The organism is Pseudomonas sp. 57B-090624 (assembly GCF_003234055.1).
Lineage (GTDB): Bacteria > Pseudomonadota > Gammaproteobacteria > Pseudomonadales > Pseudomonadaceae > Metapseudomonas > Metapseudomonas tohonis.
In genome coordinates this window covers 23,764-49,162 of record NZ_QKRU01000029.1, presented here as the reverse complement: position 1 = coordinate 49,162, position 25,399 = coordinate 23,764, and the positions used below count along the sequence as shown (strand labels likewise).

27 protein-coding genes and 3 tRNA genes are annotated in these 25,399 nt (G+C 65.4%); 1 reads left to right on the top strand and 29 read right to left on the bottom strand.

What is annotated here, in order from left to right; translation table 11 throughout:
* Positions 1-108: 108 nt before the first annotated feature.
* The 17 genes from DMX10_RS15435 to DMX10_RS15355 all read right to left on the bottom strand — a co-directional run bounded on the left by DMX10_RS15435 (position 109) and on the right by DMX10_RS15355 (position 12,938).
* A complete protein-coding gene (locus DMX10_RS15435; protein ID WP_111261900.1) occupies positions 109-606 on the bottom strand; it encodes a DUF4376 domain-containing protein in 498 nt (165 codons plus the stop codon).
* Positions 606-2,222: a phage tail protein gene (locus DMX10_RS15430; protein ID WP_021218495.1), complete on the bottom strand. Its 1,617-nt coding sequence runs from the start codon at positions 2,220-2,222 to the stop codon at positions 606-608. The genes DMX10_RS15435 and DMX10_RS15430 overlap by 1 nt, the downstream gene beginning before the upstream one ends.
* Positions 2,219-2,857: a DUF2612 domain-containing protein gene (locus DMX10_RS15425; RefSeq protein WP_111261899.1), complete on the bottom strand. Its 639-nt coding sequence runs from the start codon at positions 2,855-2,857 to the stop codon at positions 2,219-2,221. Before DMX10_RS15425 ends, DMX10_RS15430 begins: the two co-directional genes overlap by 4 nt.
* Positions 2,854-3,999 carry a baseplate J/gp47 family protein gene (locus DMX10_RS15420; RefSeq protein ID WP_111261898.1) on the bottom strand — a complete coding sequence of 382 codons (1,146 nt, stop codon included), beginning with the start codon at positions 3,997-3,999 and terminating at the stop codon, positions 2,854-2,856. The genes DMX10_RS15425 and DMX10_RS15420 overlap by 4 nt, the downstream gene beginning before the upstream one ends.
* Before the next feature lie 65 nt (positions 4,000-4,064).
* Positions 4,065-4,418, bottom strand: a complete 354-nt coding sequence (locus tag DMX10_RS15415) for a hypothetical protein (protein WP_031287383.1) — start codon at positions 4,416-4,418, stop codon at positions 4,065-4,067.
* 10 nt (positions 4,419-4,428) lie between these two features.
* Positions 4,429-5,070 carry a Gp138 family membrane-puncturing spike protein gene (locus tag DMX10_RS15410; protein ID WP_111261897.1) on the bottom strand — a complete coding sequence of 214 codons (642 nt, stop codon included), beginning with the start codon at positions 5,068-5,070 and terminating at the stop codon, positions 4,429-4,431.
* The gene (locus tag DMX10_RS15405; protein ID WP_111261896.1) at positions 5,063-5,923 is read right to left on the bottom strand and encodes a hypothetical protein; all 861 of its coding nucleotides are present in this window, start codon (positions 5,921-5,923) and stop codon (positions 5,063-5,065) included. The genes DMX10_RS15410 and DMX10_RS15405 overlap by 8 nt, the downstream gene beginning before the upstream one ends.
* Positions 5,920-6,237 (bottom strand): hypothetical protein, encoded by a 318-nt coding sequence (locus DMX10_RS15400; RefSeq protein WP_111261895.1) that lies wholly within the window; start codon positions 6,235-6,237, stop codon positions 5,920-5,922. Before DMX10_RS15400 ends, DMX10_RS15405 begins: the two co-directional genes overlap by 4 nt.
* Complete coding sequence (locus tag DMX10_RS15395) at positions 6,234-6,992, bottom strand: phage baseplate protein (protein ID WP_111261894.1); 759 nt, start codon at positions 6,990-6,992, stop codon at positions 6,234-6,236. The genes DMX10_RS15400 and DMX10_RS15395 overlap by 4 nt, the downstream gene beginning before the upstream one ends.
* 9 nt (positions 6,993-7,001) lie before the next feature.
* Positions 7,002-8,405 (bottom strand): hypothetical protein, encoded by a 1,404-nt coding sequence (locus DMX10_RS15390; protein ID WP_111261893.1) that lies wholly within the window; start codon positions 8,403-8,405, stop codon positions 7,002-7,004.
* Positions 8,406-8,555: 150 nt separating this feature from the next.
* Positions 8,556-8,963, bottom strand: a complete 408-nt coding sequence (locus DMX10_RS15385) for a phage tail assembly chaperone (protein ID WP_111261892.1) — start codon at positions 8,961-8,963, stop codon at positions 8,556-8,558.
* Between the two features lie 2 nt (positions 8,964-8,965).
* On the bottom strand, positions 8,966-9,397 hold the full coding sequence (locus tag DMX10_RS15380) for a phage protein (RefSeq protein WP_021218484.1): 432 nt from the start codon (positions 9,395-9,397) through the stop codon (positions 8,966-8,968).
* Between the two features lie 62 nt (positions 9,398-9,459).
* A complete protein-coding gene (locus DMX10_RS15375) occupies positions 9,460-10,959 on the bottom strand; it encodes a DUF3383 domain-containing protein (protein ID WP_111261891.1) in 1,500 nt (499 codons plus the stop codon).
* A 1-nt stretch (position 10,960) separates the two neighbouring features.
* Positions 10,961-11,494 carry a hypothetical protein gene (locus DMX10_RS15370; protein ID WP_178082962.1) on the bottom strand — a complete coding sequence of 178 codons (534 nt, stop codon included), beginning with the start codon at positions 11,492-11,494 and terminating at the stop codon, positions 10,961-10,963.
* A gap of 101 nt (positions 11,495-11,595) precedes the next feature.
* Positions 11,596-11,871 carry a phage holin family protein gene (locus DMX10_RS15365; RefSeq protein WP_111261890.1) on the bottom strand — a complete coding sequence of 92 codons (276 nt, stop codon included), beginning with the start codon at positions 11,869-11,871 and terminating at the stop codon, positions 11,596-11,598.
* Positions 11,864-12,238 (bottom strand): putative holin, encoded by a 375-nt coding sequence (locus DMX10_RS15360; protein WP_111261889.1) that lies wholly within the window; start codon positions 12,236-12,238, stop codon positions 11,864-11,866. Before DMX10_RS15360 ends, DMX10_RS15365 begins: the two co-directional genes overlap by 8 nt.
* Positions 12,239-12,407: 169 nt before the next feature.
* Entirely contained in the window at positions 12,408-12,938 is a 531-nt protein-coding gene (locus tag DMX10_RS15355; protein ID WP_111261888.1) for a hypothetical protein, read from the bottom strand.
* Positions 12,939-13,129: 191 nt separating this feature from the next.
* Here DMX10_RS15355 and DMX10_RS15350 point away from each other — a divergent pair, with 191 nt between their 5' ends.
* Positions 13,130-13,840, top strand: coding sequence for a helix-turn-helix transcriptional regulator (locus DMX10_RS15350; RefSeq protein WP_111261887.1), 711 nt, complete (start codon positions 13,130-13,132; stop codon positions 13,838-13,840).
* A gap of 222 nt (positions 13,841-14,062) precedes the next feature.
* Here the strand turns inward: DMX10_RS15350 and DMX10_RS15345 are convergent.
* From DMX10_RS15345 to astA, 12 genes are all read right to left on the bottom strand, one after another.
* Positions 14,063-14,139: transfer RNA gene (locus DMX10_RS15345), tRNA-Arg, on the bottom strand.
* A gap of 72 nt (positions 14,140-14,211) precedes the next feature.
* Positions 14,212-14,288, bottom strand: a tRNA-Arg gene (locus DMX10_RS15340).
* A gap of 107 nt (positions 14,289-14,395) precedes the next feature.
* Positions 14,396-14,486 (bottom strand) — tRNA-Ser (locus tag DMX10_RS15335).
* Between the two features lie 61 nt (positions 14,487-14,547).
* Positions 14,548-14,733, bottom strand: coding sequence for a carbon storage regulator CsrA (gene csrA / locus DMX10_RS15330; RefSeq protein WP_003283978.1), 186 nt, complete (start codon positions 14,731-14,733; stop codon positions 14,548-14,550).
* 187 nt (positions 14,734-14,920) lie between these two features.
* A complete protein-coding gene (locus tag DMX10_RS15325; RefSeq protein WP_111261886.1) occupies positions 14,921-16,156 on the bottom strand; it encodes an aspartate kinase in 1,236 nt (411 codons plus the stop codon).
* A 101-nt stretch (positions 16,157-16,257) separates the two neighbouring features.
* The gene (gene alaS, locus DMX10_RS15320) at positions 16,258-18,879 is read right to left on the bottom strand and encodes an alanine--tRNA ligase (protein WP_111261885.1); all 2,622 of its coding nucleotides are present in this window, start codon (positions 18,877-18,879) and stop codon (positions 16,258-16,260) included.
* A gap of 121 nt (positions 18,880-19,000) precedes the next feature.
* Positions 19,001-20,005 carry a low-specificity L-threonine aldolase gene (gene ltaE, locus DMX10_RS15315; RefSeq protein ID WP_111261884.1) on the bottom strand — a complete coding sequence of 335 codons (1,005 nt, stop codon included), beginning with the start codon at positions 20,003-20,005 and terminating at the stop codon, positions 19,001-19,003.
* 136 nt (positions 20,006-20,141) lie between these two features.
* Positions 20,142-21,143: a succinylglutamate desuccinylase gene (gene astE, locus DMX10_RS15310; protein WP_111261883.1), complete on the bottom strand. Its 1,002-nt coding sequence runs from the start codon at positions 21,141-21,143 to the stop codon at positions 20,142-20,144.
* Positions 21,144-21,153: 10 nt separating this feature from the next.
* Complete coding sequence (locus tag DMX10_RS15305; protein WP_021218473.1) at positions 21,154-21,450, bottom strand: hypothetical protein; 297 nt, start codon at positions 21,448-21,450, stop codon at positions 21,154-21,156.
* Positions 21,451-21,534: 84 nt separating this feature from the next.
* Positions 21,535-22,881 carry an N-succinylarginine dihydrolase gene (astB, locus tag DMX10_RS15300; RefSeq protein ID WP_111261882.1) on the bottom strand — a complete coding sequence of 449 codons (1,347 nt, stop codon included), beginning with the start codon at positions 22,879-22,881 and terminating at the stop codon, positions 21,535-21,537.
* Positions 22,878-24,341 (bottom strand): succinylglutamate-semialdehyde dehydrogenase, encoded by a 1,464-nt coding sequence (astD, locus tag DMX10_RS15295; protein WP_111261881.1) that lies wholly within the window; start codon positions 24,339-24,341, stop codon positions 22,878-22,880. Before astD ends, astB begins: the two co-directional genes overlap by 4 nt.
* A complete protein-coding gene (gene astA / locus DMX10_RS15290) occupies positions 24,338-25,363 on the bottom strand; it encodes an arginine N-succinyltransferase (protein WP_111261880.1) in 1,026 nt (341 codons plus the stop codon). Before astA ends, astD begins: the two co-directional genes overlap by 4 nt.
* Positions 25,364-25,399: the final 36 nt, after the last annotated feature.

The following is a 25,399-nucleotide window of genomic DNA, read 5'->3' as shown; positions in this document are numbered from 1 at the left end:
TCAACGAACGCCAAGTCTTCAGTACAAACCGATAACGAGTCAGTCGGAAAAGAAACGGCCCGCAAAGTGCGGGCCGCAAATAAGTGTTACTTCAACTAGATGACTCCATCACGACCACCATTTGTCGTCGGCATAGTCGCTGGGAATCGCCTGCATATCTTTCAGCTGACGGCCCGCGTAGATAAGTGACTGCTTGCGAGCAATCACCGCCTTGCCAAGCTCCACGACGGTGGGTGCATCCATCGTCACCAGACTGTTGTCGGCCGCGATCCAGGCGAAGTCCTGGTCAGCATCCAGCCAGCGCAGGTTGCTCGGTTTGGCGCCACCAGCCAAGGCCATGAAAGCCAACTGGGCGGCCCCGAGAATGTTCTCGTGATCACTCGGTCTGGACTGGAACCACGTTCCCTGGAACTCCATGCCAGCAGCCATTCGCCGGTCGCGCTCGATATCTACATCGGCTGCAGTCGGTTGCCTGACCGAGTTGATGTGCAGCTCGACTTCAGCGGCAGTCATGGGTACCAGTTCCTTGCTGATCAGGTGATCCTGGGAACCGTCTTTTTCGTAGGCGAACACTTCGCCACTTTGAGTATTTCGAAAGAATTTCATTAGCGAAGCTCCGCCCAAACTGCGTTCAAGTTATTAGTCCAAGCAATTGAATAGGTGCCCCCATTGGGCACAACAAAAGCCGCATAAATTCCGTTCGGAACTATCGATATGCCGTTGCAATATGCAGTTACGCTGCCCGTAGTAATGCTCGCCTGCACAAAGATGGGTCTCCCGGTCGTGTTTGTGTAAGTCGTGCCCGAGACTCGGCTGGCAGTCAGGTTCTGCCAAGTTTGGCCATCGCCCAAAGTGCGCGGGCGCGCCTCGAGAGCCTCCACACGCGTAACCAGCGCTGCGTAAGCTGAGGCCAGAGCCAATGCATCAACACTGCCGGCATTAGTCACGCTGCCCGCCAGCTTGATGATCCAGCAGCCCGTCACGTTCAGTGGGCGCGTTTCAGATGCAGTACGAGGCACACCGTTCACGTTGTCAGTTGTCGGATTTCGGATTGCCCCGGTCGACGGAAGCGTGCCGTTTGAAACACCAATGGACGAGGCACTGATTGCGGTAGTGCCAGCCTGGCCACCGATGTCCATTGCATGCCAATGTCCCTGCAGGGCATCCGCCTGGATCGTGCCATGTGTACCCATCGAGAGCGCGCCGTCACCACGCAGGAACAAAGCGCCCAGCGTCCCAGCAGACTTGCCGTTGTAGTCCGGTACGCGGAAAGTTGCAGTGTTGTCGCCGGCGGTATAACGACCACGCTCTGTTGGCGTCGATAGCCAAGCCGACTCCGCAACTATCGGAACTTGAACCGCCACGATGCCTGCCCAGGCGTCGGGGTAGGTCGCCCGGGACAGTGCTTGACCATCAGCGGGCACCCAACCTGCAGGAACGGACGAGCGATAGGGCCACCACATGACGGAGAACAGCGGCTGGGCCGCATCCGAAGCCCCCGCCGGCGTCAGCAACACCTGCAGCGAAGCATTCGCCGCCGGCACGCCACCCGCCCCACCGACATACACCACCGGCACCGAACGATAGGTCCCGCTGTCCACCAGGTCCCCGGTAACGCGGAAACGATGAACCACGGCACCGCCATCGCGGCTTTGGAAGCAGATGGTGTCCCCAGCCCGCAAGATGCTGAGGCCCCGGCTGTAGTCCAGCCCTTCGATGCTGGACTTGGCGATCAGCAGCGCAGTGGCATTGGCCGGTGTTGAATTATTCAATGCGAGGTAGCCGTTGGCCGGCGCGCCAGACGTTGCGGCGCTCCAGAGCCATTGGCCGAAGTTGAGGGTCCCGCCCCCTAGCTGCTCCTGAATCAGTGTCTTCAGGGCATCACGGGTCAGCGCCGTCTCCACCCACTCGGTGGGGTTGATCGACGGCCGTTTACCAACGTTCGCCACCTTCGCCTTCCACACCTTGCCGCCTTCCTGCACATGGGCGCCGGTCGGGTAGTCCTCGCTGGTGGACCACTCGCCGATGCCGCGTTGCAGCAGGTAGCGCACGGCTTCATCGCTGCGCTTGAACAGGGCGTTGAACCATTCCATCGGCGGAACACCGGTGGTCTGGTCGAAGGTCACCCCCCAGCCGCGGGGGATGTCGGGGAAGCTCTGGAGCTCGCCCGGCTTGGCGCCGGAAGCGAAGACCAGTTCGTCGGGACGGGTGTATTGCGTCATAGGAACCTCGCGAATTTTCCTTGGTTGAAGCCGAGGGCGCCGGGGGCGCCACGGAAGCCGAATGCCCGCTGGGGCACTGCGACGTAGAACTGGATGCGGACACCGGCCGGGCGCGGCAGGATGTCCAGGGTGTTCAGCGCGTAGCGCTTGAAGTCGCTGACCTGGTCGGTGCGGATGACCACGGTCAGGCTCATGTCGTACTGGTCGAAGACCACCGTTTCGCTGTTGAAGATGAAGCGCAGCGCCGCGCTGATGTCCTCGATGGTGCCGAGCTGGTAGTTGCGGGCGATGCGGCAGCGGATGAGGAAGCGGTAGTCGTCGTCATCGAGCACCGCCGACTCACCCAGCGGGTCGCCCATGCGGTACCACTTGCCCTGGCCGAAGCCCTTGGCGCCGGCCACTTCAAAGAAGCCGAACAGGCTGCGCGGGGCCAGGCCGGGCAGCACCCGGCCCTGGCCGACATGCTTGCCGACCAGGTCGAGGTTCACGCCTTCGGCGTTGTCGATGTCCAGTGCCTCGGGGAGCGCCGCCAGCCCTTGCCAGGTATCGCCGAACTGTCGCGAGAGCAGTTCGGCGGTGGCGGCGGCCCGGGGCTTGCCCTGGTACTGCCAGATCAGCAGGCGGTCGTAGCTCATAGCACCACCACTTCGATGTCGGCCTGGGCGAAGCGGGCCCGTTCACGGACGCCGATGACGATGTTGTCCGCCGCCAGGGCGCCGCTGCGGCGGCCGATCTTCAGCTGCTCGACCCAGAAGCCCTGCACCGTGTTGATCGGGCTGTAGAGCCGGGAGAGCTGCACGTCCTGGCCGATGCGGAAGTCCAGCTGAGACAGCTGGGCCTTGATCGCGGCGACGTCGATGGCGGTGAATTCGGCATCCCGGCGCAGCTGGACGAAGGCCTTGCAGTCGACCATCGCCGGGCGGTCGAAGCGGATCAGGCGGCTCACGCCCTGCCCGTCCACCACGGTGCGCGACTGCTGGCCCATGAGGCCGGTGCCAGCGGGCTTGCGCAGGAAGATCGCCTGGGCGATGGCCTGCTCCTCGCCGCCATCGACGATGAGGTTGAGGCTGTGGCCCGGCACGCCGTCGGTATCCACGGTGGAGCCGGTGTTTTCCAGCCCGACCACCTGGCGCACGTCGGCCAGTTGCAGCAGCGCCGCCACCAGGCCGTCGAGGCTGTTCTGCGCCGGGCGGGAGCGGCTGCGGTAGAAGCGCGCCCGCAGTTCCGGGTCGGTCTCCTCTTCCGCACCCACTTCGGCGGCGGCCAGGCTTGTGGCGGTGTCCCAGCCCAGCACCAGCGTCTCGATGGTGAGCGCGCTGTTGGCGGGCAGGTTGAAGGCACCGAGCAGCTCACTGCGCAGGTCGGCGCGAGCCGAGCCATCGGTGCCGAGGGTAGTGTCGGCGACCAGCAGCCAGCGGCCGCGGTTGATGTCCCGCAGCACGGAGCCGGCGGGAATGAGGGTGCCGGCGCGGCCGGTAAGGGCGGCGCCGCGCAGGTAGCTGTAGCGTGCCTGGCGCCGGGTCAGGCCGGCGTAGGCGACCCGCTGTTCCAGCCAGGCACCGCTGGCGTGGTCCGGGTCCAGGGCGCGGTAGGTGACCTCGCCCAGCTCCTCCAGGTCGGCGCGGATCTGGGCGATGAGCCCGAGCATCTGGCCGTCCGGGCTGTCGGGGGCAAGGTCGATGTCGTTGCCGTAGATGGCACGGAAACCCTGGTCCAGATCCGCAAGGATGCTGTCCAGGCGTTCACCGACATAGCCCTTGTTGGTCAGTTGTCCCATGTTGGTTCTCCAAAGAAAAAGCCCCACGCGAGGTGGGGCTTCGGTATGACGGCGGTTGCGGCCGTTCAGCGCTGCACGCTGGTGCTCAGGCTGGTACCCAGGCTGTCACGCAGGGTCACGCCGATGCTCAGGCGCCTGTCGTCGGGGCTTTCGCTGATCTGGAAGTCCAGGATCTCGCTCACGCCCTCGGTGGTCAGGATGCAGCGCTTGATGTCGACCTCGATCTGCGCCAGGTCTGCCGGCCGCTCCATGCGGGGCAGCCACGGCAGGCCGTGTTCCAGGTCGAGGAACCAGTCGCCGCTGAAGGAGCGCAAGCGCGTACACACGCGCTGCGCCACGCACTCACTGCCGTCGGCGTAGTTGTTGCGGCCCTGGCCGAAGGTCCAGTCGCCGTCCTTGTCTATTCGTCTCACTCTCATTGTCATGTCCTCATTGCGGCACGCCGGTGACGCCGGGGCCGGCCATGACCTGGCCGTGCAGGTGGCGCTCCAGGCTGATGCCGTTGGAGACCACGTCGCCCTTGCCGGTCATGCCGGCCTCGAACACCACCGGGCACTTGATCAGCACCTTGGCGCCGTCGAGCGTCAGGGTGCCGCCTTCGTCCAGGCGCACGTAGGCCGAGCCGTCCAGCCGGCGCAGTTCCACCGCATCGGTGGCGAAGGCCGGGACGACCTGGGGCAACGAGCTGATGCCCATGATCGCCACGGCGTCGGACAGGTCGTGCTGGCGATAGTCCAGCGGCTCCGAGGAGCCGCCCGACTGCCACCAACCGTCGATACAGCGTTCGTTGAACACCAGCAGGCACTCATCGCCCGGCTTGACCGGGAAGGTCAGCACGAAGGCGCCGCCCCGGGGAAATTGCACCGGCACGTCCGGCAGCAGCGGCAGGGCCTGGCGCGAGCCATCCATGAGCTGCTGCTCGATCATCGGTTGCACGCTGGCCACCTGACGCGCGGCGTCGAAGGCGACGATGCGGCCGGGCAGCGCGGTGTGCAGGCGCTTGAGGCGGGCGTCGATGGTGGAGCGGTTGGCCTTGTCCATCGACGGGGTCTGCCAGTCGTAGTTACCCATTGCCCTTGCCTCCCTTGTCGGCCTTGGCGGCATCCTTCTTCTGGAACTCGCCGCCGATCACCGACAGCACGCAGTACCAGTCCTTTTCCATCACATCGCCCTTGCTGTTGATGGCGACGATCTTGTAGTCGCCGTCGTAGCGCGGCTCGATGGATTTCAGCCGCACCGTGCCGCCAACCCGGGGGGCCGGGTCGATCAGGCAGGTCAGTTCCAGCCCGCAGCCCTTGATCTCCTTGGGCGCACCGATCAACCCGGTTTCCTGGGACAGGAACACCGCCTGGTCGTCGAGCACGTAGCCGGCGGGAAGCAGCAGCAGGTCGCCATCCTGGATCGACCAGTCGGCGCCCTGTTCCGCCGCCACTTCGCTCAGCACGTCACGACTCAGGCCGGACAGCACCTTGCCCCGGGGCAGCGGGCGCTGCCTGGGCAGGACGACCTGCCCGGGCGCGGTGCCGGTCATGCTGGCCACCGCGACCTTCACGTGGTCGTTCGCGGTACTGCCGGCGGCCAGGGTGGTACTCACCCGCGCCTGGCGCATGTCCGTGTCACCGGTGTTGCAGGTGAGCACGATGATGTTGTCCAGCTCCTTGCGCTCCAGCGCCACGGCGGTGATGTCACCGGCGTAGAGCAGGCGCAGCTCGCTGTAGCCGGCCCACAGCCAGACCTTGCGGAAATCGCTGCCGTAGAGCCATTCGCGGTGCTCGCGGTTGAGGTTCCAGATGCGGATCTCGGCCTTGTTGGGGGTGTTGTCGATGCTCTTGGTGAACTCGAACGTCACCCGCAGGCTGTCGATCACCAGGCCGTTTTCCTCGCTGCCCAGCACCAGGCGGTATTGCCGGCCGAACTGCCTCATGGCTGCACCTCCGACTTCTCGCCGATGTAGAGCAGGCAACGGCTGCCCATGTCCTTACCGCCCATGGGGTCGAGCCCGACGCCACTGAGGTCGTCGAGCCAGAGGAAGAACGGCAGGGTGCTGCGCCAGAGCATCGGCACGCCGACCACCAGGGTCAGGCCCTGGGCCAGCCAGGTGTTGTCGGACTCGTCCAGCAGGTCGAAGGCCCAGTGATCGCCGATGCTGTTGTAGCGCAGGGTCAGGCGCAGGCGCCGCCCGGCGAAATCGAAGCTCTGCTCCTGCAGCGGTTCGCTGCTGATGGGGATTCGTTTCATCTGACAACCCCCAATACGGCATGCATCAGGCTTTCATTGCGCTTGTCCGCCTTGGGCGTGGTCTTGCCCTGGGGCTTCTTCGCCGCCGCCTGGGTATCGCTGCGACCGGAACGTTCGGTACCGGCGGCCGGGGTGACCACGCCATTGATGACGCGGGTTTCCACCACCAGGACCTCACGCAGGGTCAGGTCCAGATCGATGGAGCCGTCGAGTGTCTGTGTGGCTGCAATGGTGCTGAGCAGCATGTTCTTGTACAGGTAGAAGCCGGTCTGTACCTGCAGCAATTCGCCAGCCTTCTGGGTATCCAGCAGGCATTGGTAGATCTGCTGCAGGCGTGACTGGCTGGGCGAGCTGTCGAAGCGCGACAGCGGCTGGGACTCCAGCATCCAGGGCGCCAGGGGACGGGCCTTGGTGCCGTCCGCCAGGGGCTCCAGCCAGCTCTTCAGTTCGCGCTTGGCACGGCTCTCACCCTGCGAAGTGCGGGGTGAGAGCAGGCCAGGCAGGATGTTGTCGAGGAACCCTCGCCCGCTGCGCACTCCCGGCATGCTGTCGATGGGCAGGTTGGCTAAAGGGTCGTAGTGCTCCACCACGGTGCCCTTGATAATCAGGGAGCGCGGTTGCACGTAGGCGTGGTCGGCGATGTTGGCACCGCTTTCCACTGGGTTCTCGGTGATCTTGAGGTCGGATTTGTGTGTTTCGCTTATCACCGCATCGAGCCTCAAGGTTCCGATACGGCGGTTGATCAGCATGACCATTGATTCACCTCACTGCCTAATTTCGCTGCTGTTGTTGTGAGTGGTCAGGCGTTGCTGGTTGCGTGCGACCTGCTCGGCCACTTCGCGTCCGATCTCGCGCGGGTTGTCCCCCGCCACGCTTACGGTCACCGTCTGGCTGTAGCTGTTACTGACCGGCTGAGCCGGCATCACCAGGACGCCGACACCCGCCGCAGCCTGGCTCTGAGCGCCCTGCACACCAGCGGACAACTGGCTGGCTCCGTCCACGAGGCCGGGCCCGTTGGCCATCAGTGCGGACAGGCCACCCGTGCCAGGCCCCTTCATCGCGCGCCCAGGACCAGGCTGAGGTGTTGCTCCAGCCTCGCCCTCCTCTTCGCCTCCCAAACCGATGTAGGAAGCGGCTTTGGATATAAAGCCCCCGATGATTTCGAACTGCGCCTTGAGCGCTTCGAACCAGCTGCTGAAGGCTGCCTTGACGCCTTCGAAGTCGCCGTTTATCGCAGCGAAGAACATCTGGAAGATGGCGACCAGCTGCATGACGCTGGCGCCGATGATGGTGAACAGGTCGTTGCCGAAGGCCGTCACGGTCTCGCCGTTTTCCGCCCAGAACGCTGCGAACACCGCCTTGAAGGCGGCCAGCGTTTCATTGATGCCTTCCAGACCGGTCTTGAACGGCGCCCAGAACTCACCGAGCGCCGACTCGCCACCATCCAGGTAGGTCATGAAGTCGTCGACCAGCACGATGAGGCCGATCAGGGCGGCGACGATCCAGGTCACCGGGTTGGCGGCGAAGGCCAGGATGGTGGCCTGGCCGACCCAGGCCAGGGCGGCGCCGAGCATCATCAGGGTCGCCTCCCAGCCGACGGTGGACTGCACGACGGCGTCCACCGCGCGGCCGAAGTTGACCAGGGCGTCCAGGCCCTCCCCCACGATCTCCATGGTTCGGGAGAGGCCCGCCGCGATCAGCTCCTTGTTGGCATCGAGCAGGCTCAGGAAGCCCTCGGCCAGATAACTCAGCTGCGGCGCGATGCCGAGGGCGACACGTACCTTCACCGCCTCCAGCATCTTGTCGAGGCCGTCCATGGCCTTCTCGTAGCGCTGGGCTTCGGTGACGTCGCTTTCGCTGACCACGCCGAGGGAGTCCTGCCCACTCTTGAGCCCATCCAGGCTCTCCAGGGCAGAGCCGATATAGCCGGCGATCGTGCTGACGAAGCCGCCGATTCCGGAGGCGACGGAAAGCAGCGAGTCGCTCGCCTTGGCGGCGGTTTCCTGCACCTCGTTGAGGGTGTCTACATAGCTGTAGAGGTTGGTGATGTTCTGCGTGAGGGAGTTGTCAGTGATGCTCAACTCCTGCTTCACGCTATTGGTGATCCGCGCCAGGCCGAGCGAAAGGCCGACGCCAATACCGAGTTTGTCGATTTCAATTGCTGCCATTGGCCTGCCTCTCATGGGCCTGACGCTGTGCGTCGTCCCACTCCGCTATCGCGTCGTGGAAGTCGCACAGGTCAGCCAGGGTGTAGAGCGCGCGCAGCTCATGCAGGGTGCAGAGCTGGCGCATGACAGGGGTGAAGAGGAACCAGTCGGTTACTCCGCCTTGGCCTGCCCCGGCAGAATCGCCGACAGGGCGGGCATGGCGGCGGCGAAAAAATCACCGAACTGGTATTTCACCCCCTCGATCAGCAACGGCAGCAGGTGGCCGCGATGCTGGTTGAAGTGCGCGTCGGCACGGTCGGCCAGGCGGAAAGCCGCGCCGTCCTCCGGTTGCGCATTGACGTGCTGGAGCACCAGCGCCTCGATCTCCGCCACCACCGGATCGCCCAGGTTGGCGAGGATGGCGCCGATGGCCAGGGACTCACTGCCCTCGCCGCGCTCGATCTTCACGCCCTGCAGCAGGCGCGCGGCCTTCTTCAGGGCGTTCCAGGCCGGCATGGCGTTGGCCGGGCGCATGACGTAGGAGATGCCATCCAGGTTGATGCGATGTTCGGCGTTCATGTTCAGGCGACCCCTTGTTCCAGGCTGACGTTGGCGCGTTCGAAGACGATGACCCACTGGATGTCGTTGGCCTCGCTGCCACGGGTCACTTCAGGGCGCGTGGTGAAGTAGCCCTTGGTGGCGCTGATCAGGTCTTCGTTGAGCAGGTCACGCACTTCCAGGGTCAGCGGCACGAAGGCCTTGAGGTTGCCGTCCTGCAGGGCGCGCAGGCCGTTGAGGTACTTGTTGTCCGCCGAGTGCTGCTTGAGCTTCAGGGTCAGGGTCGCGGAACGGTCGTTGTTGGCGACGAAGACGCCGCTGCCGTTGCTGCCCATCTTCAGGGTGCCGGCGGCGTTGTTGAAGGCCAGTTTGAGGGCGTCGGCGCCACTGGCCCAGTCGCGGATCTCGTAGCCGTTGATCAGGACGGACAGTTGGTTCTGGTCATAGATAGCCATGGAAAATCTCCGGAAAAGAAAAGGCCCCATCGAAGGGGCCGAAAAATGGGTTGGCGATGGGATCAGCGATCGAAGTTGACCAGCACGTCCACCGAGTGCACGGCGCCGGCCATCTTCAGGGCCACCTGGATCGGCGGCGCCTTGCGCTGCTCACGATCGGAGGTGGACAGGTTGTCGACGCTGTCGGCCCAGACGTAGAAGCCCTCGTCGAGGCGCTCGCCGCTGACGAGGTTGCCGAAGGGATCGCCGTTCCATACGCCGGGAGCGAAGGCGCCGTTGTTCACGCCTTCGCGGCAGACCTTGCGTACGGATGCCAGCAGACGGGCGACGCCCGCGTCGGTCAGCGGCACCTTGCCCGGGGAGCGGTACAGGGTGGCGAAGACTTCCTTCTGCACGGCGTCGACGTACCAGTCGAGGATGTGCACTTCATCGAAGAAGCGACCGCCGATGACGGTGCCTTCGGCGACCATCGCCGACTCGTCGAAGTAGGTGTAGAAGTTCAGGCCCAGCTTGCGGCACTTGTCGGCCTCGGTGAGGGTCAGGTTGTCCGCGCTGATGCCGGGCAGCTGCTTGAACTTCATGGTCAGGGTGGAGTTGTTGGCGGCGAAGTTCACCGACAGCGCACGGGCCAGCCAGCTGTTCACCGCATAGGGGTCGTTCTTGTCGAAGACCGCCACGGTGCGATGGCTCTGGCGATCCACCAGCCGCTTGAAGGGGTTGCTGGCGACGTTCTCCAGGTGGCTCGGGTTCTGGGTGGTGACGCCGAACACCTTCTTGTCGGCGGCCAGCACCCAGGCGGAGGCCTGCTCGATCTCGTCGTCGGTCAGGGACGCGGCGACGGTGGCGGCGTACCAGCCGGCGTTGACGTCCAGCAGCGCGGCGAAGGCCTGCGGCAGGGTCTGCGCGGAAAGCACCAGGGCATCGGCACCGGCGACCTTCTGCGCCATGCCGTTCTCCAGGCGCAGCAGGCCACCCAGGTAGGTGCCGGTGGCGCCCAGGTCCTGGGCGAAGCCGATGGCCTTGGCGGCGCCGGCGACATCGGCGTCGAGGATGAAGCGGTTGGCGACGGCGTCATAACGGCAGCTGACGGCCTGGGCGGTCAGCTTGGCGTCGATCAGCGCGGCGATGGCGGCGAAATCGGCAGCGGCGCTGAAGTTCAGGCCGGTGACGTCCTGGCGCACACCGTCGACGGTGATGGACAGCTGGCCGGCGCTCACCGCCTTCAACTGGTCGAGGGTGGCCAGCAACGGGGTGCCATTGATGGCGGCCTTGACCGCCGGCACGTTGCGGGTCGACTTCAGCCAGCGCGCCACCAGCAACTGCTTGGGTCGCGGGCTCTGGGCGAAGAAGGCGCTGGCGGCGATGGCGGTTTGCGAGGAGCTGCCGAAGGCGGCCTCGACTTCGGCCTGGCTGGCGCAGCTGATGTACAGGGTCGACGCGTCGATGAAGACGTTGCCGGCCTCGGGGGTGAACAGGGCCAGTTGGCCGAAGTCGCGGCGCGGGGTGGATACCGGCTGCACGTTGAGTTGTACGTTTACGATCTGCGAAAGCGGAAGGGACATATCAGGTCTCCGTTGGATTCACTGTGAGGGTGGCGGTGAGGCCCGTATCGGTGTGGGCGCTCACCACCGAGGAAGCGATGTGTTTCTGTTCCAGGGTCACGCGGTGGTCGTGGCCGAGGACGAGGTCGAGGCGCGCTTGCTCCCGGGCAACGCCCGCCTCGACGCTGGACAGGTTTTCGATCGGTGCCAGGCGCAGCAGCGCGACGCCGAGGCGCCGCAAGCGGTCCTGGGCGAGGCTCGACTGCAGCACCGAGCGCGCGTCGTGGATCAGGTCGAGGGCACCGGTACCGAAGCCGACGAGGCCGAAGGTGGTCTCGCAGCTGGTGACGACGGTTTCCCGTTCGTTGTTGCCGTTGAACTCGCGGCGGGACTTGCCCTGCTCCGCCGACTGCGTTTCACGCAGGCTGGCGTAGAGTCCGGACGGCGGCGCGGCTGCCTGGTCCGCCGCGATCAGCGCGCCGACCGGCAGTTCGAGCAGGCCGCGCAATGCCTCGCGCAGGGCGGCGACATCCAGCCGCGTGGCGGTGATGGTCATTGAGTCCTCCTGGTAAATAGGTGCGGCCAGGCAAGCGGCGCGCAGGAGTGCGCGCCGCTGCCTCTCGGGTCGCGGTGGGTAGGTTGGAAACTAAGGGGCGATCAGCCCAGGTGCAGGATCCGCGCGAGATTGCCGCGGGCCCGGAGCACCAGGAACAACAGGATCAGCAGGACGCCGAGCATCCAGGGCGAGAGGTGTTCGCCCTGGTAGCGCCCGAGGGCGATGGTCAGCGCCTGGCAGCCCGTGCAGAGCGCCAACAGGTAGGCGCAGAGTGAAACGCCGGGGCGAAAGCGTGAGCCACGCCGCCGGTAGGTCAGCAGTCGCAGGCAGATCGCCGCGCAGACCACGAGGGTGCCGGTGGCCAATGGATCATCCATCCTTGCCTCCCGCTCCGCGCCGCAGGATCGTCCGCAACCAGGATGGCAGCTGACCGCCACGCATCCATTCCAGCAGGCCGACGCCCGCCGTCACGCAGAGCGTCGCGGCGACGAAGGCGACCGCCCCGCTGGTCTGCGAAATACCGCGACTGACCGCCTCGACGGCGGTGTAGTAACCGCCGACCCAGGACACCAGCAGGTAGCCCACACGGGTAAGCGGTTGATAGTCACGGGCGAACACTACGAAGAAGATCGCGCCGCCGAAGCCGCCGATCAGTGCATTGCCATCGACACCGGGCACGATCATCGCGACACCGGCGCCAGCCACCCCGCCTGCCATGGCGACCGCAATACTTGGCTCGGTCATGGGAGACTCCTTTCTTGAAGGCCGTGCGGTTTTCACCAGGCCCAGAAACGCCGAAGCCCGCGATGTGCGGGCTTCAGTTGGTTTGATTTCGATCTTGGAGCTATCTTACCTTTATCGTCCCATATCGTCAATATGGGAAAAGCCATTTTTTAAAAGAAATTTTTCCTCATCAATGCGCAACCACGATCCCCGCGCTGGACATGGGCGCCTCCAGGCGCGCCACGGCATCGCGCAGCTTGCCGGCGACCTTGGTGCGCCAATCCTGGTCCCAGCGATGCAGGGTGCTCTTGGACAGGCCGGTGAGCCGCTCGACCTCGCGGATGCTGTGCGGCGGGCGGCGGAACATGCGCATCAATAGTGCAAGCGCCGCACGCTGTTCGGCCGAGTCCGCCTGCGGGCGAAGCCAGTCACGCAGGGCTGCAATAGCCACCACGAAATCACGGCCATGAGCGTACTCGGCCTGCACCACTGCAAGCTCCAGCGGGTGATCGGCCAGCAGGCGCTGGGCGAAGCGGATGGTCATCACCGACTGCGCCTGCCATTCGTGCGGGCTCAAGCCGCTGGGCAGCTTGCTGACGAAGCTGGTATCGAAACGTTCGCGCAACACGTCGATGGCCATCGCCGTCGACGAACGCGGGCCGGCCTTGTGCTCAGCCATCCAGTAAGCAACCGCAAGCGCCTGTTCTGTCGTCTGGAACATTGTGTTTTCCCTTCCCATGGGCCGACCCCCTGGCCGGCTGAACGATGAAAGCCGCCCCGCTCCGCCGCTCTCCCGAGTCGCCTTGGGACTCGATGCGGCGCAGCGGGACAGCCGAATTCTGGTGCCAATTATATAGGAGTATCTATATTTATGCACTTGCATTGACATAGGTCCGCCCTTATTCTGCGCCCATGGAACTCAAAGACCGCATCAAGGCCGCCCGCAAGCACGCCAACCTGAGCCAGGTACAGCTCGCAAGCGCAGCCGGCATGACACAAACCTCTATATCCGACCTGGAGCGCGGCAAATCGCGCGCGACCAGCTTCGCCACCCAGATCGCCACCATCTGCGGCGTCAGCCCACGCTGGCTCGCGGAAGGCCGTGGAGAGATGCTGGAAGGCCGGATGAATCGACAACCTGGCAATGCCGACTGGTTCGGCGGCGTGGAGCCCTGGGACGACGACACGCCACTGGACGCCGACGAGATCGAGCTGCCCTTCTACAAGGAGGTGGAGCTGTCCGGCGGCAAGGGCAGCACGGTCGTGCTGCAGACCACCGGCCGCAAGCTGCGCTTCGGCAAATACTCGCTGCGCAAGAAGAACATCGATGCCGCCAGCGCAGCTTGCGTGACGGTGAACGGCAACAGCATGGAGCCCGTCCTGCCCGACGGCAGCACCGTGGGCGTCGACACCAGCTCACGTACCATCAAGGATGGCGACATGTACGCCTTCGACCATGACGGCCAGCTGCGCGTGAAGCTGCTCTACCGCCTGCCCGGGGGCGGCCTGCGCGTGCGCAGCTTCAACAGCGACGAACACCCCGACGAACGCTACGAGGCCAGCGAAGCCAACGAGCACATCAATATCATCGGCCGGGTGTTCTGGTACTCCGTCCTGCTCTGAGCCCACGCGCCTCACGCGAAGCCCGGCCCATTGCCGGGCTTTTTCATTACCGCCTCACCACCCTCCCCAACCACAGCTCGCCACGCAGCAGTGGCAGCGCAGAAGGGAGGCGAAGACATGATGGCTTGTGCGTGCAGCTTGAGGCTTGAAGCTTGCCGCTGCCGTATCACTTTTCAGACGCAAAGAAAAAGGGCCTGCATTGCTGCAGGCCCTTCTCTTGTATGGCGCACTCAGGAGGATTCGAACCTCCGACCGCCCGGTTCGTAGCCGGGTACTCTATCCAGCTGAGCTATGAGTGCGTTTCGGTGGTTTTAGACCAGATCACCACTGGTTACTGCCCGATGCGCCGACCTTGATCGCCGCATCCTGTATGGCGCACTCAGGAGGATTCGAACCTCCGACCGCCCGGTTCGTAGCCGGGTACTCTATCCAGCTGAGCTATGAGTGCGTGTAGGGCGCGCATTATAGAGAATCTCAAACCTTCGTCAACTGCTTTTTCGATAATTTTCAACAACTTACCGAACTAACCGCTGACATCTCTATAACGCTTAATAATGGCGGAGAAGGGGGGATTCGAACCCCCGACACCCTTTTGAGGTGTACTCCCTTAGCAGGGGAGCGCCTTCGGCCACTCGGCCACCTCTCCGCAACACGGGGCGCATGATATCCATGTTTTCCCCGTTTGCAAAGCAAAAAATGCAGAAAAATTAGTGGCTTGGTTCCTGGTCTTTCTCTTTCTGTATGCGCTGGTAAATCTCTTCACGGTGCACGGCTACCTCCTTCGGGGCGTTGACGCCGATGCGCACCTGATTACCTTTCACGCCTAACACGGTGACAGTGACGTCGTCACCCACCATCAGGGTCTCTCCGACCCGGCGAGTCAGAATCAGCATTCCTTTCTCCTCACGGATTTAATGTTCAGGGACAAAACAGTCTGCAAAAAAGAAATGGTATCGACCCCATGCGTTATCAAGGGGCCTCCACCCAAGTATTGACCAGCACTGGCAAAAGGAAAGTTCCAACAGTGCCGACCAAAAACGACAAAAGGCGCGGGGTGAGCCGCGCCTTTCGTTATATGCCTCACTCGCCCTGTCGGGCGGGTGCGTCGAGCTCGAAGGCGGTATGGAGGGCACGCACGGCCAGCTCGAGGTACTTCTCCTCGATCACCACGGACACCTTAATCTCGGAGGTGGAGATCATCTGGATATTGATGGTTTCCTTGGCCAGGGCCTCGAACATGCGGCTGGCGACGCCCGCGTGGGAGCGCATGCCGACACCGACGATGGAGACCTTGGCGATCTTGGTGTCGCCGCTGACTTCACGGGCGCCGATCTCGCGAGCGGTCTGCTCCAGCACCTGCAGCGCGTTCTGGTAGTCGTTGCGGTGCACGGTGAAGGTGAAGTCGGTGGTGTTATCGTGCGCGACGTTCTGCACGATCATGTCCACTTCGATATTGGCGGCGCTGATCGGCCCGAGGATCTTGAAGGCAACGCCGGGAGTATCCGGTACGCCACGGATGGTCAGCTTGGCTTCGTCGCGATTGAAGGCGATGCCGGAGATGATCGGCTGTTCCATGGATTCCTCTTCATCAAGGGTAATGAGGGTGCCCGGACCCTCCTGGAAGCTGTGCAGCACGCGCAGCGGGACGTTGTACTTGCCGGCGAACTCCACCGAGCGGATCTGCAGCACCTTGGAGCCGAGGCTGGCCATTTCCAGCATCTCCTCGAAGGTGATCTTGTCCAGGCGCTTGGCCTGGGGCACGACGCGCGGATCGGTGGTGTAGACGCCATCTACATCGGTATAGATCTGGCACTCATCGGCCTTCAGCGCCGCCGCCAGGGCCACGCCGGTGGTGTCGGAGCCGCCACGGCCGAGGGTGGTGATGTTGCCGTGCTCGTCCACGCCCTGGAAGCCGGCGACCACCACCACGCGACCCGCCTTGAGGTCGCTGCGGATCTTCTGGTCGTCGATCTGCAGGATGCGCGCCTTGTTGTGCGCGCTGTCGGTGAGGATGCGCACCTGGTTGCCGGTATAGGAAACCGCCGGCACGCCGCGCTTGATCAGCGCCATGGCCAGCAGGGCGATGGTCACCTGCTCGCCGGTGGAAACCATCACGTCCAGCTCGCGCGGCACCGGCTTATCGCTGATCTGCTTGGCCAGGTCGATGAGACGGTTGGTTTCGCCGCTCATGGCGGAAACCACCACCACGATGTCGTCGCCGCCTTCGCGGAATTTCTTGACCTTCTCGGCCACCTGCTCGATGCGCTCGACGGTGCCGACCGAGGTCCCCCCAAACTTCTGTACGATCAAAGCCATTTCAAAAGCCGCCTAATCCCGTGAAGGGCGCCCATTAAACAATCAACGCAGAACACTGCCAAGGCCCGCCGGGCGTGGGGCGGGCCGTTGGCGGCGGGGTCTTACAGACCCTGCTCGACGAACGGTACGGCCAGGGCCAGGGCCTGCTCCAGGGCCACGGCGTCGGTACCGCCGCCACGGGCCATGTCAGGACGACCACCGCCCTTGCCGCCGACCGCAGCCGCGGCCTGCTTCATCAGATCGCCGGCCTTGAGTTGGCCGGTCAGGTCCTGGGTGACACCGGCGACCAGTGTCACCTTGCCCTCCAGCGCGCCGCCGAGCAGGATCACTGCGCGGCCGAGCTTGTTCTTCAGTTGGTCGACCAGCGCCAGCAGCGCATCGCCGTCCAGGTCCAGGCGCGCGGCCAGGACCTTCACACCCTTGACGTCGACGGCAGAAGCCGCGAGGTCGTTGCCGGCAGCACTTGCCGCCTTGGCCTTGAGCTGGTCCAGCTCCTTCTCCAGCTGGCGGTTGCGCTCCAGCAGAGCGGAGAGCTTGTCCAGCAGGTTGTCGCGGCTGCCCTTGACCAGGCCGGCCGCTTCCTTGAGCTGTTCCTCGGCGCCGTTCAGGTAGGCCAGCGCCGCTGCGCCGGTCACCGCCTCGATGCGACGCACGCCGGCGGCCACGCCGCCTTCGCTGGTGATCTTGAACAGGCCGATGTCGCCGGTGCGGGACACGTGGGTACCACCGCAGAGCTCGACGGAGAAGCCATCGCCCATGCTCAGCACACGCACCTGGTCACCGTACTTCTCGCCGAACAGCGCCATGGCGCCCTTGGCCTTGGCGGTCTCGATATCGGTTTCCTCGGTATCGACCGCGCTGTTCTTGCGGATCTCGGCGTTGACGATGTCTTCCAGCGCCTTCAGTTGCTCAGGCTTGATCGCCTCGAAGTGGCTGAAGTCGAAACGCAGGCGCTGGCTGTCCACCAGGGAGCCCTTCTGTTGTACGTGCTCGCCCAGAACCTGGCGCAGCGCAGCGTGCAGCAGGTGGGTGGCCGAGTGGTTGAGCGCGGTGGCCTGGCGTACGTCACCTGCCACTTCCGCCTTGACCGAAGCACCGGTGCTCAGGCTGCCCTGGGCGACCACGCCATGGTGCAGGAAGGCACCGCCGGCCTTGGTGGTGTCGCGCACGTCGAAACGCACCCCGGCGCCTTCCAGGTAACCGCAGTCACCCACCTGGCCGCCGGATTCGGCGTAGAACGGGGTCTGGTCGAGGACGACGACGCCCTCCTCGCCTTCCTTGAGGCTGTCGACCGCCTGGCCGTCCTTGAACAGCGCGACGATCTGGCCGGCACCGGAGTGGCCCTGGTAGCCGAGGAAGCGGGTCTCACCGTCGACCTTGACCAGGCTGTTGTAATCCATGCCGAAAGAACTGGACTCTCGGGCGCGCTGGCGCTGGGCCTCCATCTCGCGCTCGAAGCCCTCCTCGTCGATGGTCAGCTCGCGCTCACGGGCGATATCGGCGGTGAGGTCTGCAGGGAAGCCGTAGGTGTCGTACAGCTTGAACACCACGTTGCCCGGGATGACGCTGCCGGAAAGGCCGGCCAGGTCCTGCTCGAGGATCTTCAGGCCGTTCTCCAGGGTCTTGGCGAACTGCTCTTCCTCGGTCTTCAGCACGCGCTCGATGTGTGCCTGCTGCTGCTTGAGCTCGGGGAAGGCGTCGCCCATCTCGCCGACCAGCGCGGCGACGATCTGGTGGAAGAAGGTGCCCTTGGCACCCAGCTTGTTGCCGTGGCGGCAGGCGCGGCGAATGATGCGGCGCAGCACGTAGCCACGGCCTTCGTTGGACGGCAGCACGCCGTCGGCGATCAGGAAGGAGCAGGAGCGGATGTGGTCGGCGACCACCTTCAGCGACGCCTGGCCTTCGTTGGCACAACCGATGGCCTTGGCCGCGGCGTTCAGCAGGCTCTGGAACAGGTCGATCTCGTAGTTCGAGTTCACGTGCTGCAGCACGGCGCTGACGCGCTCCAGGCCCATGCCGGTGTCCACGCTCGGTGCCGGCAGCGGGTGCATCACGCCGTCCGCCGTGCGGTTGAACTGCATGAAGACGTTGTTCCAGATCTCGATGTAGCGGTCGCCGTCCTCTTCCGGGGATCCGGGCGGGCCGCCCCAGATGTCCGGGCCGTGGTCGTAGAAGATCTCGGTGCAAGGGCCGCACGGGCCGGTGTCGCCCATCGCCCAGAAGTTGTCGGAGGCGTAAGGCGCGCCCTTGTTGTCGCCGATGCGGACCATGCGCTCGGCGGGGATGCCGACTTCCTTGGTCCAGATGTCGTAGGCCTCGTCATCGCTGGCGTAGACCGTGACCCAGAGCTTCTCCTTGGGCAGGTTCAGCCATTTTTCCGAGGTGAGGAATTCCCAGGCGTAGGTGATGGCGTCACGCTTGAAATAGTCGCCGAAGCTGAAGTTGCCCAGCATCTCGAAGAAGGTGTGGTGGCGCGCGGTGTAGCCGACATTGTCCAGGTCGTTGTGCTTGCCGCCGGCGCGTACGCACTTCTGGCTGGTGGTGGCACGGGTGTAGGCGCGCTTTTCCAGGCCGAGGAAACAGTCCTTGAACTGGTTCATCCCGGCGTTGGTGAACAGCAGGGTCGGGTCGTTGCCCGGGATCAGGGAGCTGGAGGCCACACGGGTGTGCCCCTTCTCTTCGAAGAAGCTCAGGAAGGCTTCACGGATTTGAGCGCTTTTCATAGGTTCTTCCACGGAAACTGCGGCCACGAATCGCCGGCAAAGGGCCGCATTATATAGGCCCTGTGCCTGCGGGATAGTGCCTTTATGCGATAGAAAGCGACTATCGAACGCTATCGGGTGATCAGCTGCGACGAAACTCGGCGAACGCCTCGATCACTCGCTCGATGCCGGCGGCGTCGACGTCCAGGTGGGTGACCATGCGCAGGCGCGGCGCCGCACTCAGGACGATCCCCCGCTCGGCCATGAACGCCTTGAGCGCCGGCGCCTGCGAGCCCAGATCAACATAGACCATGTTGCTCTGCACCGGCTCCACGCCATAGCCCAGTTCGGCCAGCCCGGCACCCAGGCGCGCGGCGTTGGCATGGTCGTCCGCCAGGCGCTGCACCTGGTGATCCAGGGCGTACAACCCAGCGGCCGCCAGCAGGCCGGCCTGGCGCATGCCGCCGCCGACCATCTTGCGCAAGCGCCGGGCCTTGGCGATCAGCGCCGCGCTGCCGCACAGCACCGAGCCCACCGGGGCGCCCAGGCCCTTGGACAGGCACACCGAAACCGAATCGAAGTGACGGGTGATCTCGCGGGCGTCCACGCCCTGCTTCACCGCCGCGTTGTACAGCCGCGCGCCGTCCAGGTGCAGCGCCAGGCCGCGACGGCGGGTCAGCTCGCGCGCCGCCGCCAGGTATTCCAGGGGCAGGACCTTGCCCTGCATGGTGTTCTCCAGCGCCAGCAGGCGGGTGCGGGCGAAGTGGAAATCGTCCTGCTTGATCGCCGCCTCGACCTTCGCCAGGTCGAGGGAGCCATCCGCTTCGCCATCGATGGGCTGCGGCTGGATCGAACCGAGCACCGCCGCACCACCGCCCTCGTACTTATAGGTGTGGGCCTGCTGGCCGACGATGTATTCGTCGCCGCGTTCGCAATGGGCCATCAGCCCCAGCAGGTTGCTCATGGTGCCGGTGGGCACGAACAGCGCGGCCTCGAAGCCCAGGCGCCCGGCGAGCGTGGTTTCCAGCAGGTTGACGGTGGGGTCTTCGCCATAGACGTCATCACCCAGCGGGGCCGCCTGCATGGCGTCGCGCATGCCGGGGGTGGGTTGGGTGACGGTATCGCTGCGCAGGTCTATGACGGCCATCTCGGGCTCCTTGGCTGGGTGAGGGAACGACCCTAAAGGAGCACGGCGAGGCGAGCAAGTGGGCAAATGTCGAAGCCCGGGAAGAGCCGGCGAAGAGGTAGCCCGGGCATCAGCCCGGGAAGGAGGCAGGCGCCCGTCAGTCGACTTCGGCGGGAACGATGAGGATGCCGGCGCGCAGGCCGTTCTTCACCTTCGGATTGGGGAAGATGATGCGCGCGCCCTCCTCCTCGATCACCCAGCGGGTGCCGGCGATGTCGTCGGCCAGCAGGTAGCCGATGGGCAGCTCGCTGAAGTTCTCGATGTCCGCCGGCAGGTGCAGCTGGAAGGCATCGCTGTGCTTGATCACCTCGCGGGACACGGAGAACAGCTGCAATGGACCGAGGTCCTCGCCCTCGTCTTCGGGTTCCGCGCCTTCCACCAGCAGGCGCAGACGCGCCTCCAGCAGCTCGAGGTTGACCTGGCAGTTCTGGCCGAACGGGCGCGCCTTGCCCAGCTCCAGGGTGAAGGCCTCGGCGTCCAGGCTGGCATAGGTGTAGGAGCTGAAGGTGATGCCGGTCTTGTTCTGCAGCAGCACCGCCTCGATGCCGGCGGCCCCCAGGCGCGCCAGCTCGCGGCGGGAGTGCTCGCGCCCTTCCTTGTAGGGGTAGAGGGCGAACTGCTCGATCTTCGAGCCACGGATGGCGGTGTGCAGGTCGTAATGCAGGCGGGTACGGCCCGGCTTGATGAAGAACGCCGCGGCCAGGCGCTCCAGCTCGTTGGCACGCATCGCCTCGAAGCCGCTGGTCTGCTCGTGGCGGCCATTGAACAGGCGGTTGATGTCCTGTTCGACATAGCGTTCGCCGCGACGCATGGCCTCGGGGTTGCCGAGCAGGAAGAGAACGCGCGAGCGGGGCTTGAGCTCGCCCCGGGCGACACCCTGCAGCAGGCGGTCGAGCAGTTCGATCGGCGCCGTCTCGTTGCCGTGGATGCCGGCGGAGAGCAGCAGGTCCATGCCATTGTCGGCATGGACGGGCGGGGTGACTTCCAGGGCCCCCTCGCCCAGCCAGTGCAGGCGGGCGCCCTCGGCGGTCAGTTGAATCTTCTCGGTCGGCTCGCGGCCGGCCAGGGTCAGTTCAAGCAGTTTGCCAAGGGCCAACATCCGCGCGTCCTCAATGATCGTGGTTGCAGTCCGGGCCATGCACGTGGCCGTCCTCGTCGTCATCACCGGCGTCGGCCGGCTCCATCTCCAGCTGCAGGCTGACCAGGTTGGTCGCCAGCGGGCGCAGCAACAGGTTGGCGTACTCGGTATCGCCTTCCTCGACATCCACGCCGATCAGCAGCTGGCCGTTGCCGGCGGTCTGGATCCAGACCTCCTTGCCCTGCCACATCACCGCAAAGCGCGTGCAGGAGGTTTCGAGCTGGGTACCGTCGGTGTCTTCGAGGATGAGTTGCAGGGCGTCGGACATTTACTAGAGCTCCAAGTCGTAAGCGACAAGCGGCAAGTGTAGGCGGCGGCTTCTACTTGAAGCGTGTCGCTTGGCGCTTGCCGCTCAATTCAGTTGAAACGGATAAACGGCGCCCAGTTTAAGGATCTGCGTCAGCTCATCCAATGCCGTGCGGCATTCAGTGAGCAATTGTGGATCAGCCAGGTCGGTTTCGCTCAGGCGGTCGCGGTAGTGCTTCTCCACCCACCCGGTCAGGGTGTCGTAGAGCGAAGGGGTGAGGATCACGCCCTGGTTCACCGCCGCCAGCTCGTCGTCCTTCAGCGCCACGCGCAGGCGCAGGCACGCCGGGCCGCCGCCGTTCTGCATGCTCTGCTTGAGGTCGAAGACCTTCACCTCGCGGATCGGGCCGTCCTCGGCGGTCAGGGTCTGCAGGTAGCTCCACACCCGCGCGTTGTTGCGGCACTCCTCCGGGACGATCAGCAGCATGCTGCCATCGGCGCGGCTGAGCAGTTGGCTGTTGAACAGGTAGGAACGCACGGCGTCCTCCACCGTCACCGCCACACGCGGTACGCACACGGCCTGGAAACGGCCACCGACGCGGCCCAGCTTGTCGTGCAACTCGGCCAGCACCTTGTCGGTGTCGAGGAAGGCGTCCTCGTGGTGGAACAGCACCTCGCCGTTGCCCACCGCGATCACGTCGTTGTGGAACACGCCCTGGTCGATCACCGCCGGGTTCTGCTGGGCGTAGACCACACCGGCCTCGCTCAGCCCGTGCAGGCGCGCGACGGCCTGGCTGGCCTCCAGGGTCTGCCGCGCCGGGTAGCGCGAGGGCGCCGGGAAGCGGCTGTCGAAGGCGCTGCGGCCGAACACGAAGAACTCCACGCCGGCCTCGCCGTAGCCCTTGCAGAAACGGGTGTGGTTGGCCGCGCCTTCGTCACCGAACTGCGCCACCGCCGGCAGCGCCGCGTGGTGGGCGAAGTGGCGCTCGTCGGCGAACATCGCCCCCAGCACGCGGCTGGTGGTGGGGTGCTCGATGCTGCGGTGGAACTTGCAGTTGAGGTTGGCAGCGGTGAAGTGCACGCGGCCATCGGCAGTGTCGGCGCTGGGGCTGACGGTGCAGGCGTTGGCGGTCCACATGCTCGATGCCGAACTGCAGGCGGCCAGCAGCGGCATGGCGTCACGGGCGGCCTTCTCGATCACCTGGGCGTCGCTCCCGGCGAAACCGAGGCTGCGCAGCGCGGCGACGTTGGGGCGCTCCTGCGGGGCGAGCACGCCCTGCTTGAAGCCCATCTCCATCAGCGCCTTCATCTTCGCCAGCCCCTGCAGGGCGGCCTCCTTCGGGCTGGAGACGGCCTGGCTGTTGCTCTGCGACGCCACGTTGCCGTACGACAGGCCGCCGTAGTTGTGGGTCGGGCCGACCAGACCGTCGAAGTTCACTTCATGGGCGCTCATAGGCTGACTCCAGGCGTCAGGGTTGCAGGCAGGGCAAGGGTTTCGCTTTCCAGCGAGGCGACCGGGTAGGCGCAGTAGTCAGCGGCGTAGTAGGCGCTGGCGCGGTGGTTGCCCGATGCGCCGATGCCCCCGAAGGGCGCGCTGCTCGCGGCCCCGGTCAGTTGTTTGTTCCAGTTGACGATGCCGGCGCGGCTCTCGATGAAGAAGCGCTGGTACAGCTCGCGGGAATCCGAGAGCAGGCCGGCGGCCAGCCCGTACTGGGTGGCGTTGGCCTCGGCCATGGCGGCGTCGAAATCGGCGTAGCGGATCACCTGCAGCAGCGGACCGAAGAACTCCTCGTCCGGGCGCTCGGCCACAGCGGTGACGTCGAGGATGCCGGGGGTCAGCAGCGCGGCGGTCTCCAGCGGCTGGGACATGGCCAGCAGCGGCGTGGCGCCCTGGGCGATCAGGTGCTCCTGGGCCTTGAGCAGGTGGCGCGCGGCGTCCAGGGAGATCACCGAGCCCATGAAGGGTGCCGGCTGGGCGTCGAAGGCGCCGACCTGGATGCTCGCCGCCACCGCCACCAGGCGCGCCAGCAGCGCGTCGCCCCAGGCGCCGACCGGCACCAGCAGGCGGCGGGCGCAGGTGCAGCGCTGGCCGGCGGAGATGAAGGCGGACTGGATGATGGTGTAGACGGCGGCATCCACATCGGCCACCTCGTCCACCACCAGCGGGTTGTTGCCGCCCATCTCCAGCGCCAGGATCTTGTCCGGGCGGCCGGCGAACTGCTGATGCAGCAGGTTGCCGGTGCGGCTGGAGCCGGTGAAGAACAGGCCGTCGATGCCGGCACTCGCGGCCAGGGCGATGCCGGTCTCGCGGCCGCCCTGCACCAGGCTGAGCACGCCGGCGGGCAGGCCCGCCTCGATCCAGCACTTGACCGTCAGCTCGGCCACCTTGGGGGTCAGCTCGCTGGGCTTGAACACCACCGCGTTGCCGGCCAGCAGCGCGGGCACGATGTGGCCGTTGGGCAGGTGGCCGGGGAAGTTGTAGGGGCCGAACACGGCGACCACGCCGTGGGGCTTGTGGCGCAGCACGGCCGTGGCGTCGGCCAGCGGGCCGCTCTTCTCGCCGGTGCGTTCGCGGTAGCTCTGGATGGAGATGGCGACCTTGTTGACCATGGTGGTCACCTCGGTGGCCGACTCCCACAAGGGCTTGCCGGTCTCCTCGCCGATGCAGCGGGCCAGTTCGTCGGCGCGGGTCTTGAGGGTGGCGGCGAAGCGCTCGAGAACGGCGATGCGTGCCTCCAGGCTCAGTCGGGCCCAGGCCGGGAAGGCGGCGCGGGCGGCGGCCACGGCGGCCTCGACCTGCTCGGCGCTGGCGCCCTGGCCGCTCCATACGGACTCCTGGGTGACGGGGTTCAGCGAGTCGAAGGCCTCGCCCTGCCCGGCCTGCCAGGCGCCTGCGATGTAATGGGTGCTCATTTGACGGACTCCTTGGCCGACAGCGGCACGGCGCGGACCGAAGCGCCAGCCGAGAGTTTCAGGCGCTTGGCGGTGTCGGCATCGACCACCAGGGTGCCGGCGGCCAGGCGGGCCGGGGCGGCGGTGATGCGGCAATCCTCGCGCTTGCGGTTGTGGATCAGGTACGGCGTGGCATCGTCGCCCGGCGTGCCCACGGCCAGCACCAGCGCCTGGCTGTCCTGCACGGCGCGGATCTTCGCGGTCTGGCATTCGATGGCCGGGCCGGCGTCGAAGATGTCGACATAGCCCTGGAAGCTGAAGCCCTCGCCCTTGAGCATGGCCAGCGCCGGCTCGGTGTCGGCGTGCACGCGGCCGATGACATCGCGCGCCGCCTCGGAGAGGAAGCAGGTGTAGAGCGGGAACTTGGGCATCAGCTCGGCGATGAAGGCCTTGTTGCCGACGCCGGTGAGGTAGTCCGCGCGGGAGAATTCCATCTTGAAGAAATGCCGGCCCAGGCTCTCCCAGAACGGCGAGACGCCGTGCTCGTCGGACATGCCGCGCATCTCGGCGATCACCTTGTCGCCGAACAGTTCGGGGAACTCGGCGATGAACAGGAAGCGCGCCTTGGACAGCAGGCGACCGTTGAGGCCGGTGCGGTAGCCGGCGTGCAGGAACAGCGAGCACAGCTCGGAGTTGCCGGTCAGGTCGTTGGCCAGGAACAGCGTGGGGATCTGCCGGTGGATGTTCAGCTCCTGCGAGGCGCTGACGGTGAGCCCGACGCGGTAGTTGTACCAGGGCTCGCGCAGGCCGACGGCGCCGGCCACGGCGGAGATGCCCACCACCTTGCCGTCGTCGTCCTCGAGCACGAACAGGTAGTCCGCATCGCCCCGTTCGGCTTGGCCGGTGAAGGCCTTCTCCGCCCAGCCCACGCGATGCGCCAGGCGCTCCTCATTGGCCGGGAGGGTGGTGAGGCCGGCACCGGTACTGCGCGCCAGGTCGATCAGGGCAGGCAGGTCGGCGCTGCGTACGGGACGAACGATCATAGTGACTCCGTTAGAGCTGCAAGCTTCGAGCGGCAA